This window comes from Hydrogenophaga crocea, from assembly GCF_011388215.1.
GTDB classification, from domain to species: domain Bacteria; phylum Pseudomonadota; class Gammaproteobacteria; order Burkholderiales; family Burkholderiaceae_C; genus Hydrogenophaga; species Hydrogenophaga crocea.
On sequence record NZ_CP049989.1, the window covers coordinates 90,062 to 104,580 of the forward strand.

Here is a 14,519-nt window from a genome sequence, read left to right on the forward strand (position 1 = left end):
CTTGTGCGCGGATCGCGCCCGCAGGCGCGCCGGCTGGTGCTGGGCGTGTTCGCCTGCCTGCTGATCTGGGTCGGGGGCAACCTGGTGCACGCCCAGGTGGCCGAGGTACTGGTGTCGCCCTGGGACAAGCTGGTGCACCTGACGCTCTACACCGGCGTGGCGCTGGGCGCGGGCCTGCTGCTCGGCGTGCGGCGACCGCGCGACCTGTGGCGCTGCTTTCTGCTGGCCCTGCTCGTGGGCGTGATGGACGAGGGGCTGCAGTTCTTCGAGCCCGGCCGCTCGGTGGACGCCGACGACCTGCTGGCCAACGCGGTGGGCGCGCTGCTGGGCACGGCACTGCACGCGCTGCATTGGCGCTGGCGCGCCGGCCCGCGGGCCGACAGCGAGGACTCGGCGCTCACGCGTCATTGAGCACCGTCCCCACCAGGGCGACCCCGGTGTCTTGCAGGCGGCGTGCGAATTCGCCCGCGCCGCGCAAGGTTGTGCGGTTGCGCCGCGCCACGAGCACGGCCGCGCCCACGCGGGCCGACAGGATCTCCGCGTCGGCGCAGTCGTGGCCGGCGGGCGTGTCGATGAGCACCACGTCGTGCTGGGCGATGGCGGCATCGAGCAGTTCGGCCAGCGCGGGGCTGCCCACCAGCTCCTGCGGGTTCGGCGGCGTGGTGCCCGCCGGCAGCACGCGCAGCCCCGGCAGCCCGGGCACCTGGGCGATGACCTCGGTGCCCACGCGACCCGCGAGCACGCCGGCCAGGCCCGCACTGGGCTCGGTCTTGAACAGGGTGTGCAGGCGCGGACGGCGCAGGTCGCCGTCGATCACCAGCGTGCGCTGCCCCTGCTGCGAGAAGGCCACCGCGAGGTTGGCCACGAGGAAGCTGCGGCCGTCGCGCGGCTGGTGGCTCACCACGGTCAGCACCTTGCGCAGCGGCTCGCCGTTGAACCAGCGCAGCATCAGCTGGCCGCGCAGCGCGCGCATCTGCTCGGCCACGTTCGAGAAGGGCTTGTAGGCCGTGACCAGCTCGCGCGAGAGGCCGTCGCTGGCGTCCTGCAGGTAGCCGTAGTTGAACTGCTTGGCCAGCGCCGATTCGAGGTCGCCGCGCTGGATGAGCCGCAGCGCGATCGCGGCCTCGCCGAAGGGCAGGCGCTTTTCGCGCTGGTGCGCGATCACGCGCGGGATGTCGTCTTCGCGCAGCAGACCGCGCGACACCAGGATGTCGCCGATGGCGCTGCCCATGCGGGCGCTGCGCAGGCGTTCGGGCGCGTTCACTGGACGGCCCTCCGTGCTGCGCACTGCGGGGCTGAACGCCTTGGGAGCGGCCCGGCGGCGTTCATGCACCCCCCTTGGCCAGGCGCGGCGCGCGCATCATGCGGCGCGCCGAGGACACCTGGCCCAGCAGCGGCAGCTCGCCGAACAGCGCGAGATCGTCCACCGAGCGCACGCGGCGCTGCAGGAATTCGAGCGCCATGGCCAGCATCACGCCCAGCAGGCCGCCCAGGAACATGGCCAGCGCCACGTGCAGCCGGGTGCGCGGGCCCGAGGGCTTGCCCGGCGGCGTGGCCGGGTTGAGCACCGAGATGTTGGTCTGGTTGGTCTGGCTTTCGAGCGTGCTTTGCGAGGCGCGCCCGCTCAGGGTGTCGAACAGGCGCTGGGCCGATTCGATCTCGCGCCGCAGCACGTTGATCTGGTCGCGCTGCTGGTTGATCTCGAGCACGCGCGCCTTCTGCGCTTCGAGCGCCGCGCGCAGCTGGCCCTCGCGCTGGCGGTTCACTTCGTAGGTGGTGTTGATCGAGCCGGTGATCTTGGTGGTCTCGGCGCTCAGCTGCTCGCGCAGCGCGTTGAGTTCGGTCTGCATGCGCTGGAACTGCGGGTGGTTCGCGCCGAGGTTGATGCTGGCTTCGTTGAGCCGCGCTTCCTGGCGCGCGATGTCGGCCTTGAGGCCATTGATCAGCGGGCTCTGCATCACCTCGGCCAGCGAAGCGCCGTCGTTGCGCAGGCGTTTGCTCTGGCTGTCGGTGGTGCTGGCCTGGATGGCGGTGAGCTGGCTGCTGGTCTCGTTGAGCTTGGCGGTCTCGAAATCGAGCCGCTCGTCCACCGAGGTGATGCCGTGGCGCTGCTGATAGTCCGACAGCGCGGCCTGGGCCTTCTCGAGCCGTTCGCGGGCGGCGCGGGTCTGCTCGTCGAAGAAGCCCGCGTACTGGCGCGCGGGCTCGGTGCGCAGCTCCACGTTCACGTCCACGTAGGCCTGGGCGAAAGCGTTGGCCACCGCGGCAGCGAACTGCGGGTCGTTGCCCACGTACTCGATGTTGATCACGTTGCTCTCGCGCGAGGGCTTGACCTCGAGCGGCAGCTTGATGCGCTCGGACAGCCAGTCGACCAGGTTGCCGCGGCCGCCGGTGTCTTCGGCCCACTGGGCCTGCACGGCCGCGCTGCTGTCCATGCGCAGACTGCGCACCACGCGGCGCGCCACGCGGTCGCTCTTGATGATGTCGACCTGCGTGGCCATGTAGCCGGGCGCCATCAGACCGGCCAGCATCATGCCGCTCACCGGGTCGGGCGATTTCACGTCGAGCACCACCGAGGCCGTGGCCGTGTACTGGCGCGGCGACAGCAGCGACCAGGTGGCGGTGGCGCCGACCACGAGGGCGAAGGTCACCAGCAGCACGAGCCAGCGCGCGCGCAGGATGAGGAAGAACTGCTGCGGGGTCATCGCGGGTCTCTCAGAACAGGCTTTCGCGCAGCTGCAACACGTCGTTGGGCTGGATGCGCTCGGTCATCGCGGGCTCGAAGGTCTGCACCGTGCCGTCGGCCTGCGTGCGGTGCAGCTGCAGCCGGCGCAGCGTGCCGCGCGGCGTGGGGCCGCCGGCCTGGGCGATCGCCTGCATCACGGTGAGGTCGCGGTCGACGCGGAAGGCGCCCGGGCGCTGCGCTTCGCCGAACACGTAGAACATGGGCGCGCGGTGCACGTAGACCACGTCGCCGGCCTGCAGCAGCAGGTCTTCGGCGCTGCCGGGCTGCAGGAACAGGGCGGGCAGGTCCACCGTGCGGCGGAAGGGCTTGCCCTCGCGCTCGCCGCTCACGATCACCACGTCGTCGCCCGAAGGCGTGGCGCCGCCCGCGTTGGCGAGCATGTCGGTCAGGCGCGTGTTGGTGCTCTCGAGCGGGAAGCGCCCCGGGCGGCTCACCTGGCCCAGCACCGACACCTGGCTGCCGCGCACCTGTGTGAGCAGCAGCGTGACCTGCGGGTTCTGCAGGAAGCCGCCGGTGCGCAGCGCCTCGGCGATGCGCCGCTCGGCCGCGGCCACCGTGAGGCCGCCCAGGCGCACGGTGCCGATCAGCGGGTAGCTGATGGTGCCGCTCTCGCTGATGCGCGTCTCCAGCGTGAGGTCCTGGTTCTGGAACACCTGCACGCGGATCACGTCGCCGGCCGCGAGCGGGTAGTCGCCCGAGGAGGGCGACTGCGCCCACGCCGGCACGCAGAGCACGAGCACGGCCCAGGCGCGCACGAGCCAGGTCAGGCCGACGAGCCGCCGCATCACTTGAGCCCTTGCAGGCCGCGCTCGATCACGCTGGCGTCAGGGTCGTCGGTCTTCGCGGGCTCTGCCGTGACCGAGGGCGCCGCAGGCGCTGCCGCGGCCGCCGGTGCCCGCGCCGCTGCCGCCGTCTGCTGGAACTCGCCCATGTAGGTGATGGGCGTGGCGGCGCGCAGCCGCTTGATCTCGTTGCGCACCGTCTCGGTGGTGCCCAGGTTGCCCAGGTATTGCACGATGCCGGGCGTGGCCACCTCTTCGCTCACCGGCACCTGGCGCGACGACGCGACGCGGATGAGGGTCGCGCCTTCGCCGGCGGGCACCACCAGGCTCTGGCCGTCCTTGAGCGCGTGCAGCTTGGGCAGCAGGTCGAGCGGGATCTGCTCGGCCGTGCGCGTGGCGCTGCCGCCGCCGAAGGCGATGCCGCGGGCGCGCAGCGCGTCGGCCACCTCTTCGATGCGGCGGCCTTCGCGCGCCATGGTCTGCAGCAGCTCGAGGTTGTCGCCGAGCTTGACCACGCGGATCTCCTGCAGGTTGAAGACGCGGCGCTCGGCGAACAGCGCCGGGTTCTCGCGGTAATAGGCCCGCACCTGGTCGGGCTCGGGCTTGGCGCTGGCGCCGGCCACCTGCTGCAGGTAGGCGCGCGCCAGCACTTCGCGTCGCGCGGCCTCGAGCTGCGCCACCACCTCGGGCGAGCGGTGCAGCTTCTGCTCGGTGGCCTGGTCCACCGCGAGCTGCTGGTCGATCAGGCGCTCGAGCGCCGCGCGGCTGGCCGCCTGCACGGCTTCCTTGCTGCTGGTGTTCACGGGCGTGCGGCTGAGCACCTGGTTGATCTGGTGCACCGAGATCTCGCTGCTGCCGACCTTGGCGGCCACCTGCGTGGCTTCGCCCGAGGCCGATGCCTCCTTCTGGCCGCAGGCGGCGAGCAGCAGCGCGGCCGAGGCGGCCAGGGCGATCGCGCCCAGGCGCGGTGCGAGGGAAACGGGGGGCTTCATGGTGATCACTCCGGGGGGACGGCCGCGAGGCTGCGCGGCGATCAGGGTTTGAACAGGGCCTGGCCGTCGCTGCCGACGATCTCGCCCCAGCGGGCCTGCAGGCTGTCGAGCGCCGACGGGGGCAGGGCCGCGTAGCCCAGTTCCTGCGCCATGTCGCCGCCGCGCTGCAGCGCCCACTGGAAGAACTTCAGGCTCTGGGCAGCCTGCTCGGTGCGCTCGGGCTTGCGCGGCATGAGGATGAAGGTGGCGCCGGTGATGGGCCAGGCCTCGGGCGGGGACGCGTGCGTGAGCATCTGCGCGCTCGAGGCCTTCCAGTCGATGCCCTGCGCCGCGGCCGCGAAGGCCGCGGTGCCCGGGGCGGGCCACTGGCCGGCCGCGTTCTGCACCAGCACGTGGGTCAGGCGCGACTGCTGCACATAGGCGTACTCCACATAGCCGATGCTGTTGGGCAGGCGGCCCACCAGGCCCGCCACGCCAGGGTTGCCGCGCCCGCCGGTGCCCAGCGGCCAGGCCACGGTCGCGCCTTCGCCGAGCTTGCTGCGCCACTCCTCGTTGGTCTTGCTCAGGTAGTTCGTGAAGATGAAGGTGGTGCCCGAGCCGTCGGAGCGGTAGATCGGCGAAATGGTCGCGTCGGGCAGTGCCAGCGTCGGGTTGAGCGCACGGATCGCGGGATCGCTCCAGCGCGTCACGCGGCCGAGGTAGATGTCGCCCAGCACCTTGCCGGTCAGGCGCAGCGCGCCCGGGGCCACACCGCGCAGGTTCACCACGGGCACGACGCCGCCGATCAGCGCCGGAAACTGCACCTGGCCCTTGCGCGCGAGCTCGTCGTCCTTGAGCGGTGCGTCGGTGGCGCCGAAGTCCACGGTGCGGTTGTCGATCTGGCGGATGCCGCCGCTCGAACCGATGGCCTGGTAGTTCACCTTGATCCCGGTTTCCTTCTGGTAGGCATCGGCCCACTTGGCGTACGCGGGTGCGGGAAAGGTGGCGCCCGCGCCGGTGATCTCGGCCGCATTCGCGGCAGCGGCCATGCAGGAGAGGGCGATCAGGGAGGCACCGATCCGGAGCCTGGTGGTCGAGAACATGGGACTGCTTTCAGCGTCGGACGGGAGCGTTGGGTGCGGACCAGTCTAGGAAGGCAGTACGTCAGATCCGTGACCGCCACGATGGTCCGAAAGAACCATGGGCCGGCACCGGTGGCGCGCCCCGCGTGCAATCAAAACGTCACCCCGGCTTCCTACGATCGCGCCACTTTTCATCACTGCTGTCACATGGCTGCGCAAATTCTTGTGGTCGAAGATGAGCCGGCCATCCAGGACCTCCTGAGAGCCAACCTGCTGCGCGCGGGGCACGAGGTGCGCTGCGCGGACGCGGCCGAGCGGGCGCGCGAAATGTTCACGCAATGGCAGCCCGATCTGGTGCTGCTCGACTGGGGCCTGCCGGGCATGTCGGGCGTGGACTTCCTGCGGCTGTTGCGCGGCGACCCGAAGCTGCGCGACGTGCCGGTGATCCTGCTGTCGGCGCGCAGCGAGGAGCGCGACAAGATCGCGGGCCTGGAGGTGGGGGCCGATGACTACATCACCAAGCCGTTCTCGACGCGCGAGCTGATCGCGCGCATCGGCGTGGTGCTGCGCCGGCGCGCGCCGCAGGTCAATGCCGAGGTGGTGCGCCTGGGCAGCATCGTGCTCGACCCGGCCGCCATGACGGTGAGCGCGGCCGGCATACCGCTCAACATCGGCGGCACCGAGTTCCGCCTGCTGCATTTCCTCATCACGCACGCCGACCGGGTCTACAGCCGCTCGCAACTGCTCGACCACGTCTGGGGCAGCCATTACGTGGGCGACGACCGCACGGTGGACGTGCACATCAGCCGCCTGCGCAACGCCCTGCTGCCCGCGGGTATGGACCGCATGATCCGCACCATCCGCGGCAGCGGTTACAGCTTCAACGTCAACGGCACAGTGTGAAGCGCGCGGGCCGCACCGGTCGGTTTGTGTGCGATGTGTTGCCTGCCTTGGCGCCAGGCATGGTTCTTTTGGAGGAGTAGTGCTCTCGCCATCGTGCGCAACCTGCTCCCAAAGCGCCGTTGTAACCCGCGCTTCACGGGCCTTTCCTAACCTTCGATCGTTGGCGCAACGCCGCCTGTCATCGGTCCGGAGTCACCACCCATGAGCCTTTCCAACCACGCGCGGGCGCGGCATGTCCGCGGTTTCACGCTGCTCGAACTGCTGGTGGTGATGGTCATCATCGGACTGCTCGCGGGCTTCGTGGGGCCGCGCTTCTTCTCGCAGGTCGGCAAGTCCGAGGTGAAGACCGCCAAGGCGCAGATCACGTCCATCGGCAAGGCGCTCGACCAGTTCCGGCTCGACGTGGGTCGCTACCCCACGACCGACGAAGGCCTGGCCGTGCTCTTCGAACGCCCGCAGGGCGAGGCGCGCTGGAACGGGCCCTACCTGAGCAAGGCCGCGCCGCCCGACCCCTGGGGCCAGCCCTACGTGTACCGATCGCCGGGCGAGCACGCCGAGTACGACCTCATGTCCTATGGCAAGGACCGCCAGCCCGGTGGCAGCGGCGAGGCCGAAGACGTCGTGAGCTGGTGAGGCCCCATGCGCTATCGCGTGCTGTCGCTGCAGCCCGATCTGCAACGGGTGAGGCTCACGGTCGATGCGGTCGACGAGGCCGACGCCCGGCGCCAGCTCGGTGCGCGCGGCCATGAGGTGATCTCGCTGCGCGCCGACCGTGGGCCCTGGGGTGGCGCGCGCGGCGCGGCCTTTCCCCTGGTGCTGTTCAGCCAGGAACTGCTGGCCCTGCTGCGCTCGGGCGTGGGCATCGTGGAAGCGGTGCAGACCCTGCAGGAAAAAGAAGGGCGAGGCGCCACGCAGGCCGTGCTCGAACGCGTGAATGCGTGCCTGCGCGAAGGCCAGCCGCTGTCGGCCGCGCTGCAGGCACAGCCGCAGGCCTTCTCGCCGCTGTACGTGGCAACGGTGCGCGCCAGCGAGCGCACCAGCAACCTGGCCGAAGCGCTCGAACGCTACGTGGACTACGCGCGCCGCATCGACGAGGTGCGCGGCAAGCTGGTGAACGCGGCCATCTATCCGGTGCTGCTGGTGTTGGTGAGCGCGCTGGTGGTGCTGTTCCTGCTCGCCTACGTGGTGCCCCGCTTCGCCCACGTGTATGAAGACCTGGGCGATCGGCTGCCGCTGGCCTCGCGCTGGATGTTGGCCTGGGGCCAGGCCATCGAACAGCATGGCCTGCTGCTGCTCGCGGGGGCGGGCGCGCTGGCGGCGCTGGCGCTGTCGGCGCCGGGCCGGCGCCTGTGGGGCCTGCTGCTGCAGCGGCTCTGGGCCCTGCCGGCCGTGGGCGAGCGGCTGCGCGTGTTCCAGCTCGCGCGGCTGTACCGCACCGTCGGCATGCTGCTGCGCGGTGGCATCGCGGTGGTGCCCGCGCTCGAAATGGTGCAAGGGCTGCTGTCGCAAAGCCTGCGGGCCGATCTGGGCGCCGCCACCGAGGCCGTGCGCAACGGCCGCCCCTTGTCCGCGGCCTTCGCCGAGCACCGTCTGACCACACCGGTGTCGCTGCGCATGCTCGCCGTGGGCGAGCGCACCGGCGCCATGGGCGACATGCTCGAACGCGCGGCCGCGTTCCACGACGACGAACTCGCGCGCTGGGCCGAATGGGCCACGCGCGTGGTGGGGCCGGCGCTGATGCTGGTGATGGGCGTGCTCATCGGCGGCATCGTGGTGCTCATGTACCTGCCGATCTTCCAGCTCGCGGAGAGCATCCAGTGAACGCCCCCACCGATCTGCAGGCGCTGGTCGCGCCCTACGACACCGCCATGCTGCGCAACGCGCTGCGCGAGGCGGCCGCGCGCGGCCTGCCCCTGGTGGCCCTGCTCGAAGCGCAGGGCGAAGACCCGCAGGTGCTGTCGCTGCGGCTGGCGCGCAGCGCCGCGCTGCCGCACTTGGACAGGCACGCGCTCGACGCGCTCACGCCCGCCTTCGACGCCTTGCCCTACACCGAGGCGGTGCAGCGCGAATGCCTGTTCATGCGCGACCCCGCCGGCGCGGGCGTGCTCGTGGTGGCCAACCCCTTCGACGCCGACCTGCAGGCCTGGGCCCAGGAGCGCGTGCGCTGCCCCATGGCGCTGCGCGTGGCCGCGCGCGGCGACATCGAGGCCTGGCTCGCACGGCACGAGGAAAGCCTGCGCGCCATGGACGGCCTGTCGAGCGAGCAGGCCGGCACGGCCGACGACGCGCGCGCCGAAGACATTTCGCTGCGCAGCATCGGCGAAGACACCAGCCCCGTGGTGCGGCTGGTCAACTCCACGCTCTACGACGCGCTCAAGGCCGGCGCGAGCGACATCCACCTCGAGACCGGCCCCGGCGGCATCGCCATCAAGTACCGCATCGACGGCGTGCTCGCCTCGGTGGGCCACATCGCGGGCAGCGACACCGCCGACCAGGTGGTCTCTCGCATCAAGGTCATGGCCGAGCTCGACATCGCCGAGCGCCGCGTGCCGCAGGACGGCCGCTTCAAGGTCGCCGCGCGCGGCCGGCGCATCGACATCCGCGTCTCCATCATGCCCAGTATCCACGGCGAAGACGCGGTGCTGCGCGTGCTCGACAAGGAGCGCCTGGCCGATGCGGTGAGCGGCCTCACGCTCGACACCCTGGGCTTCGACGCGGCCACCAAGGACGTGCTGCGCGGCCTGTGCCGCCAGCCCTACGGCATGGTGCTGGTCACCGGCCCCACGGGCAGCGGCAAGACCACCACGCTGTACGGCGCGATCAACGAGATCCACAGCGGCCACGACAAGATCGTGACCATCGAAGACCCGGTCGAATACCAGCTCGGCGGCGTGCTGCAGATCCCGGTCAACGAGAAAAAGGGCCTCACGTTCGCGCGCGGCCTGCGCTCCATCCTGCGCCACGACCCCGACAAGATCATGGTGGGCGAGATCCGCGACGCCGAGACGGCGCAGATCGCCGTGCAGGCCGCGCTCACCGGCCACCTGGTGCTCACCACGGTGCACGCCAACAACGTGTTCGACGTGCTGGGCCGCTTCACCCACATGGGCCTGGACCCGTACAGCCTGATGGCCGCGCTCAACGGCATCGTGGCGCAGCGTCTGGTGCGGGTGCTCTGCAAGGAATGCTCGGTGCCCGCCGCGGCCACCGACCTCATGGCCGCGCCCGGCGAAGGCCAGTGGCGCAGCGCCTGCGGCTGCGCGGGTTGCCGCGGCACCGGCTACAAGGGCCGCAAGGCCGTGGCCGAGGTGCTGGTGCTCGACGACGAACTGCGCGAGGCCATCGTGGGCCGCGAACCGGTGCGGCGCATCAAGGAACTGGCGTTCGCCAAAGGCACGCGCGAACTGCGCGAAGCCGCGCTGGCCCTGGCGCGCCGCGGCGAGACCAGCCTGCAGGAGGTGCAGCGTGTGGTTCGCTGACACCGCGGTCCCCGCCGGCCTGCTGGCCGACGGCGCCGTGCTGCTGCCTGCGCGGCGTGCGCACGGTGAGCCCGAGCTGCGCGCGGCCGCGGCGCCCGCAGCGAGCGATGCGCCCTGGCAGGCCAGCCTGGACGCCCTGCTGGCCCTGCTGCGCGCGCCGGGCCGGCGCCCCGCGGCGCTGAGCCTGAACCTGAGCGCGGCTTTCGTGCGCTGGCACCTGCTGCCCTGGCCCCCGGGCGCGGGATCGCCCGCCGAGCTCGACGCCGCGGTGCGCCTGCGCCTGCGCGCAGTGCACGGCGCGGCCGTCGAAGGCTGGCTGCTGCAGCGCGCCGAGGGCGTGCCCGGCCAGCCGGTGCCGGTGTGCGCGATCGACCAGGCCCTGTTGCAGGCCGTGCGCAGCGGGCTGGCGGGCGCGGGTTGGCGGCTGCACCGCCTGCAGCCGTATGCCGCCGCGGCCTTCGATCACTGGCGCCCGGTGTGGCGCCGCGGCGCGGCCTGGCTGGCGGTGGTCGAGGCTGATCACCTCACGCTCGCGCTCGTGGACCGCGGGCGCTGGGCTGCGCTGCGCAGCGTGCGTTGCCACGGCGGCGACAGCGCGGCGCTGCAGGCCGCGTGCGCCGGCCTGCAGGCGCGGCTGGCCCTGGAGGCCGAGCGCCCGGTGCCGCCCGACACGCCGCTGTATCTGACCGGCCCAGTGGCGCACGAGCACGCGGGCACGGACCCGGTGGCCGGGCAATGGCTGCGGCCCGAAGGCGGGCCCGCGTGGTGCGACGGCCCCGCGCGGCTGGCCTGGGGGCGCTGAGCATGGCGGCCCTGAACATCGACTTCGCCCACCCGCGCCCGCGCCACCCGCGGCTGGCCTGGGGGGTGCTGGCCCTGGGCGCGGCCGGCCTCGCGCTCGCCCTGCTCGACCACCAGGCCGCGCGCGCGCAACACCGGCTTGCCGAGGCCTCGCTCGCCCAGGTGCGCGCGGTGCCGCGCGCGCGCACGGTGGCCGCCGCGGCGGCGCCCACGCCCGAGGCGCAGCGCGCCACCGAGCGCGCGCGTGCGGCGCTTGTGAGGCCCTGGGGCGCGGTGTGGCGTGAACTCGAAAACACCCTGACCGGCGACGTGGCCCTGCTCGGCATCGACGCCTCGGCGGCCCGGCTGGACACGCGGCTGACGGCGGAAGCGACCGGCATGGAGCCCGCCGTGGCCTACGTGGAGGCCCTGCGCGCCTCGCCGCGCGTGCGCTCGGCACAGCTCACGCACCACGAGCGCCGCGAGGTCGAGGGGCAGCCGCTGCTGCGCTTCACGGTCGAGGTGCGCTGGGAAGGGGTGGCCCCATGAAGCCGGCGCGCAGCCCCGTGTGGCGCTACCGCCTGCAGCGCGCGGGCTGGCCCGCCTGGCTCGGCGGCGCCATGGTGCTGGCCGCCCTGGCCATCGGCCCCTGGGTGAGCGACCCCTTGCACACCGAGGCGGCGTCGCTGGCCGCGCAGGCCGAGCGGCTGCGGCGCGCCCAGGCGCAGCGGCCGGCCGATGTGCTGCAGCGCGCGAGCGACCAGGGCGCGGCCTTCGTGGCCGAGTTGCCCGCGAGCGATGCCGCGCTGGCCGCGGTGCAGGACCTGCACCAGCTTGCGCAACAGCACGGCGTGCGCCTGGCCTCGGGCGAGTACCGGCTGGTCGCCGAGCCCGGCCAGCGCTGGCAGCGCTACGAAATCAGCCTGCCCGCGCAGGCCAACGACCTGGCCCTGCGCCGCTGGATGGCCGACGCGCTCAACCGCTGGCCCAGCCTGGCGCTCGACGACTGGAGCGTCTCGCGCGAGCAGGCCGCGCAGGACGCGTTGCAGGCGCGCGTGCGCTGGTCCTTCTACCTCCGGAGCCCCTCATGACCCGGTCGCTGCTGCTCTATGGCGGCCTGGCCGCCACGCTGATGGCCGTCTGGTACACCGCCGGCCTGGACGCGCCGGCCGATGCGTTGCTGGTGCCGGCACGGCGCGCCGCGGCGCCCGGCGCTGCCATGCCGGCCGTGCCCGCGCCCGCGCCCTCCGCCGTGGCCGCAGCCCCGATCGCCGGGCCCGTGGTGCGCATGGGCGAGGAACGCATGGCCGCGCCGCGCGGCGCGCTCATGGGCGCGCGCGACTGGCGGCCACCGCCGCCACCGCCGGCCCCGGCACCGGCCGTGGCGGCGGCGCCGCCGCGCGCGCCCCAACTGCCGTTCCAGTACCTGGGCCGCCTCGACGACGAGGGCGGCACCCGGGTGTTCCTGAGCGAAGGCAACCAGGCCCGGCCGCACGTGGTGCGCGTGGGCGACCGCCTGCGCGACTACCAGGTCGAGTCCATCAGTGCCCAGGGCATGGGCCTGATCTACCTGCCCCTCAACCAGAAGCAGCAACTGCTGTTCGGAAGCGCCCCGTGAAACCTTTGACCGTGTCCCGCCACGCCGGCCTCGCACCGGCCGTGCTGCTCGGCCTGCTGCTGGCGGGCTGTGCGTCCCATCCGGCGATCCAGGAAAGCGAAACGCTGTATGCCAGCGGGCGCGGCGAAGAGGGCGTGCAGCGCCTGGAGAGCGCGATGCGCGAGTCGGGCAGCGACCGCGAGTTGCGCGCCGCCTACTTCCGCCAGCGTGACCGCGTCTCGGCCACACTGGTGGCGCAGGCCGAGACCGAACGGCTCGAAGGCCGGCTCGACACCGCGCGCGAGTTGTTCGATCGCGCGCAGCGGCTCGACCCCAACAACCCGCGCGTGCGCGACGGCCTGATCGGCCTGGACAACGAGGTGCGCGTGGCCACGCGCATGGCCGAGGCGCGCCAGCAGATCGAGCGCAAGCAGGGCGAGCAGGCCGAGCGCACGCTGCGCGAAGTGCTGCGCAGCGCGCCCGGCCATGGCGAGGCGCGCCGCCTGCTCGAACGCCTGCGCGCCGAGGCGCCGCGGCCCGCGACCGCGCCCACCGCGCTCGCCGAAGCGCTGAGCAAGCCCATCACGCTCGACTTCAGGGACGCGCCCATCAAGTCGGTGTTCGACGTCATCGCCCGCACCAGCGGCGTGAACTTCGTGTTCGACAAGGACGTGCGCGCCGACACCCGCGTGACGCTCTTCGTGCGCAACACCAGCGTCGAGGAGGTGATCCGCATCGTGCTCACCACCAACCAGCTCGACCGCAAGCTGCTCAACGACAACACGCTGATGGTGTTTCCGGACACGCCCGCCAAGGCGCGCGGCTACCAGGAGCTCGTCACGCGCAGCTTCTACCTCGCCAACGCCGACGTGAAGCAGGCGCAGACCATGATCCGCACGCTGGTGAAGTCGCGCGACATCTTCATCGACGAGAAGCTCAACCTCGTGATCGTCAAGGACACGCCCGATGCGGTCCGCCTGGCAGAGCGCCTCATCGAGTCGCTGGACATGGCCGAACCCGAGGTGATGCTCGACGTCGAGGTGCTCGAGGTCACGCGCAGCCGCCTGCTGGAGCTGGGCGTGCGATTCCCCGACCAGATCGGCTACGGCCGGCTGCAGAACGACCTCACGACCACCATCGTCAACAACGGCGTCACGCAGAGCAACACCACGCCGGGCGGCCGCCTCGCCGAGGGCTTCATCGACCTGCAGAACCGCAGCGGCCTGACCTCGTTCGTGGCCAACCCCGCGCTCACGCTCAACCTGCGCAGCCAGGCCGGCACCGGCAACACGCTGGCCAACCCGCGCATCCGCGTGAAGAACCGCGAGAAGGCCAAGATCCACATCGGCGACAAGCTGCCGGTGTTCACCACCACGTCCACCGCCAACGTGGGCGTGTCTTCGTCGGTGTCCTACCTCGACGTCGGGCTCAAGCTCGACGTCGAGCCCAACGTGTACCTCGACAACGAGGTGGCGATCAAGGTGGCGCTCGAAGTGAGCTCGGTGGTGCGCGAGATCACCGGCCCGGCCAACGCGCTGGCTTACCAGATCGGCACGCGCAGCGCGGGCACGGTGCTGCGCCTGCGCGATGGCGAAACGCAGGTGCTCGCCGGCCTCATCAGCGACGAAGAGCGCAGCAACGCCAACCGCCTGCCGGGCCTGGGCGACGTGCCCGTGCTGGGGCGGCTGTTCTCGAGCACGCGCGACAACTCGGGCAAGACCGAGATCGTGCTGCTGATCACGCCGCGCGTGGTGCGCAACGTGGCCCGCCCCGAAAGCGCCGATTTCGCGCAACCCGCGGGCTCGGAGGCCGCCGTGGGCGTGGCGCCGCTGCAGCTGCAGCGCACCGCGCCGCGCAACCTCTCGGTGTCGAGCAGCGGCGGCGCGTCCGCGCGCCTGCCGCTGCCGCAGGCCGTGCCGGCGCCGCGCGAAGCGGCCGATGCGCCCACCGAGGCCGCCGCCCCCGAGCCCGGCGCGGGCCGCGAGCTGCGCGAGGGCGGCGCGCCTGCGGCCAGCGCCACGCCCGCCGCGCCCGCGAACGCCGCCGCCGAGGGCGCTGCCAGCGCGCCGGATCGCGCGGCCGAGTCCACGCCACCGGCCAACCCCTCGTCGGTCACGCTCACGCCGGTGGCGCCATTGGCGCCCGCCACGCCGGCCACGCCGGCCGCACCCCGGTGATG

General features: G+C 72.4%; 15 protein-coding genes. 10 read left to right on the forward strand and 5 right to left on the reverse strand.

Features of this window, described 5'->3' with window-relative positions; translation table 11 throughout:
* Window positions 1-3 precede the first annotated feature (3 nt).
* Window positions 4-411: a VanZ family protein gene (locus G9Q37_RS00440; RefSeq protein WP_166222959.1), complete on the forward strand. Its 408-nt coding sequence runs from the start codon at window positions 4-6 to the stop codon at window positions 409-411.
* Here the strand turns inward: G9Q37_RS00440 and epsG are convergent.
* The 5 genes from epsG to pstS form a co-directional block, all read right to left on the reverse strand.
* On the reverse strand, window positions 398-1,264 hold the full coding sequence (gene epsG / locus G9Q37_RS00445) for a chain length determinant protein tyrosine kinase EpsG (protein WP_205710697.1): 867 nt from the start codon (window positions 1,262-1,264) through the stop codon (window positions 398-400). The two genes, G9Q37_RS00440 and epsG, sit on opposite strands and share 14 nt — an antisense overlap.
* 61 nt (window positions 1,265-1,325) lie before the next feature.
* A complete protein-coding gene (epsF, locus tag G9Q37_RS00450; protein ID WP_166222962.1) occupies window positions 1,326-2,705 on the reverse strand; it encodes a chain length determinant protein EpsF in 1,380 nt (459 codons plus the stop codon).
* Window positions 2,706-2,715: 10 nt separating this feature from the next.
* Entirely contained in the window at window positions 2,716-3,531 is an 816-nt protein-coding gene (epsE, locus tag G9Q37_RS00455) for a polysaccharide export protein EpsE (RefSeq protein ID WP_166222965.1), read from the reverse strand.
* On the reverse strand, window positions 3,531-4,520 hold the full coding sequence (locus G9Q37_RS00460) for an EpsD family peptidyl-prolyl cis-trans isomerase (protein ID WP_166222968.1): 990 nt from the start codon (window positions 4,518-4,520) through the stop codon (window positions 3,531-3,533). The genes epsE and G9Q37_RS00460 overlap by 1 nt, the downstream gene beginning before the upstream one ends.
* A 41-nt stretch (window positions 4,521-4,561) precedes the next feature.
* Window positions 4,562-5,548 carry a phosphate ABC transporter substrate-binding protein PstS gene (gene pstS / locus G9Q37_RS00465; RefSeq protein ID WP_240936463.1) on the reverse strand — a complete coding sequence of 329 codons (987 nt, stop codon included), beginning with the start codon at window positions 5,546-5,548 and terminating at the stop codon, window positions 4,562-4,564.
* A gap of 240 nt (window positions 5,549-5,788) precedes the next feature.
* Here pstS and G9Q37_RS00470 point away from each other — a divergent pair, with 240 nt between their 5' ends.
* From G9Q37_RS00470 to G9Q37_RS00510, 9 genes are all read left to right on the forward strand, one after another.
* Window positions 5,789-6,484, forward strand: coding sequence for a response regulator (locus G9Q37_RS00470; protein ID WP_166222973.1), 696 nt, complete (start codon window positions 5,789-5,791; stop codon window positions 6,482-6,484).
* A 201-nt stretch (window positions 6,485-6,685) separates the two neighbouring features.
* Window positions 6,686-7,117, forward strand: a complete 432-nt coding sequence (gene gspG, locus G9Q37_RS00475) for a type II secretion system major pseudopilin GspG (protein WP_166222976.1) — start codon at window positions 6,686-6,688, stop codon at window positions 7,115-7,117.
* A gap of 6 nt (window positions 7,118-7,123) precedes the next feature.
* Entirely contained in the window at window positions 7,124-8,305 is a 1,182-nt protein-coding gene (locus G9Q37_RS00480; RefSeq protein ID WP_166222979.1) for a type II secretion system F family protein, read from the forward strand.
* 47 nt (window positions 8,306-8,352) lie between these two features.
* Window positions 8,353-9,963 carry a GspE/PulE family protein gene (locus G9Q37_RS00485; RefSeq protein ID WP_166230811.1) on the forward strand — a complete coding sequence of 537 codons (1,611 nt, stop codon included), beginning with the start codon at window positions 8,353-8,355 and terminating at the stop codon, window positions 9,961-9,963.
* A complete protein-coding gene (locus G9Q37_RS00490) occupies window positions 9,950-10,765 on the forward strand; it encodes a hypothetical protein (protein WP_166222982.1) in 816 nt (271 codons plus the stop codon). The genes G9Q37_RS00485 and G9Q37_RS00490 overlap by 14 nt, the downstream gene beginning before the upstream one ends.
* Window positions 10,766-10,767: 2 nt before the next feature.
* Window positions 10,768-11,292, forward strand: coding sequence for a PilN domain-containing protein (locus G9Q37_RS00495; protein ID WP_166222985.1), 525 nt, complete (start codon window positions 10,768-10,770; stop codon window positions 11,290-11,292).
* Window positions 11,289-11,834: a GspMb/PilO family protein gene (locus G9Q37_RS21780; RefSeq protein WP_166222988.1), complete on the forward strand. Its 546-nt coding sequence runs from the start codon at window positions 11,289-11,291 to the stop codon at window positions 11,832-11,834. Before G9Q37_RS00495 ends, G9Q37_RS21780 begins: the two co-directional genes overlap by 4 nt.
* Window positions 11,831-12,361 carry a hypothetical protein gene (locus G9Q37_RS21785; RefSeq protein ID WP_166222991.1) on the forward strand — a complete coding sequence of 177 codons (531 nt, stop codon included), beginning with the start codon at window positions 11,831-11,833 and terminating at the stop codon, window positions 12,359-12,361. Before G9Q37_RS21780 ends, G9Q37_RS21785 begins: the two co-directional genes overlap by 4 nt.
* Complete coding sequence (locus tag G9Q37_RS00510; RefSeq protein WP_166222994.1) at window positions 12,358-14,517, forward strand: secretin N-terminal domain-containing protein; 2,160 nt, start codon at window positions 12,358-12,360, stop codon at window positions 14,515-14,517. The genes G9Q37_RS21785 and G9Q37_RS00510 overlap by 4 nt, the downstream gene beginning before the upstream one ends.
* Window positions 14,518-14,519: the final 2 nt, after the last annotated feature.

Bases quoted from the DNA above. Each gene is read 5' to 3' on its own strand.
- epsF (WP_166222962.1), bottom strand. From the start codon at position 2,705: ATGACCCCGCAGCAGTTCTTCCTCATCCTGCGCGCGCGCTGGCTCGTG.
- epsE (WP_166222965.1), bottom strand. From the start codon at position 3,531: ATGCGGCGGCTCGTCGGCCTGACCTGGCTCGTGCGCGCCTGGGCCGTG.
- G9Q37_RS00460 (WP_166222968.1), bottom strand. From the start codon at position 4,520: ATGAAGCCCCCCGTTTCCCTCGCACCGCGCCTGGGCGCGATCGCCCTG.
- pstS (WP_240936463.1), bottom strand. From the start codon at position 5,548: ATGGCCGCTGCCGCGAATGCGGCCGAGATCACCGGCGCGGGCGCCACC.
- G9Q37_RS00470 (WP_166222973.1), top strand. From the start codon at position 5,789: ATGGCTGCGCAAATTCTTGTGGTCGAAGATGAGCCGGCCATCCAGGAC.
- gspG (WP_166222976.1), top strand. From the start codon at position 6,686: ATGAGCCTTTCCAACCACGCGCGGGCGCGGCATGTCCGCGGTTTCACG.
- G9Q37_RS00480 (WP_166222979.1), top strand. From the start codon at position 7,124: ATGCGCTATCGCGTGCTGTCGCTGCAGCCCGATCTGCAACGGGTGAGG.
- G9Q37_RS00485 (WP_166230811.1), top strand. From the start codon at position 8,353: ATGCTGCGCAACGCGCTGCGCGAGGCGGCCGCGCGCGGCCTGCCCCTG.
- G9Q37_RS00495 (WP_166222985.1), top strand. From the start codon at position 10,768: ATGGCGGCCCTGAACATCGACTTCGCCCACCCGCGCCCGCGCCACCCG.
- G9Q37_RS21780 (WP_166222988.1), top strand. From the start codon at position 11,289: ATGAAGCCGGCGCGCAGCCCCGTGTGGCGCTACCGCCTGCAGCGCGCG.
- G9Q37_RS21785 (WP_166222991.1), top strand. From the start codon at position 11,831: ATGACCCGGTCGCTGCTGCTCTATGGCGGCCTGGCCGCCACGCTGATG.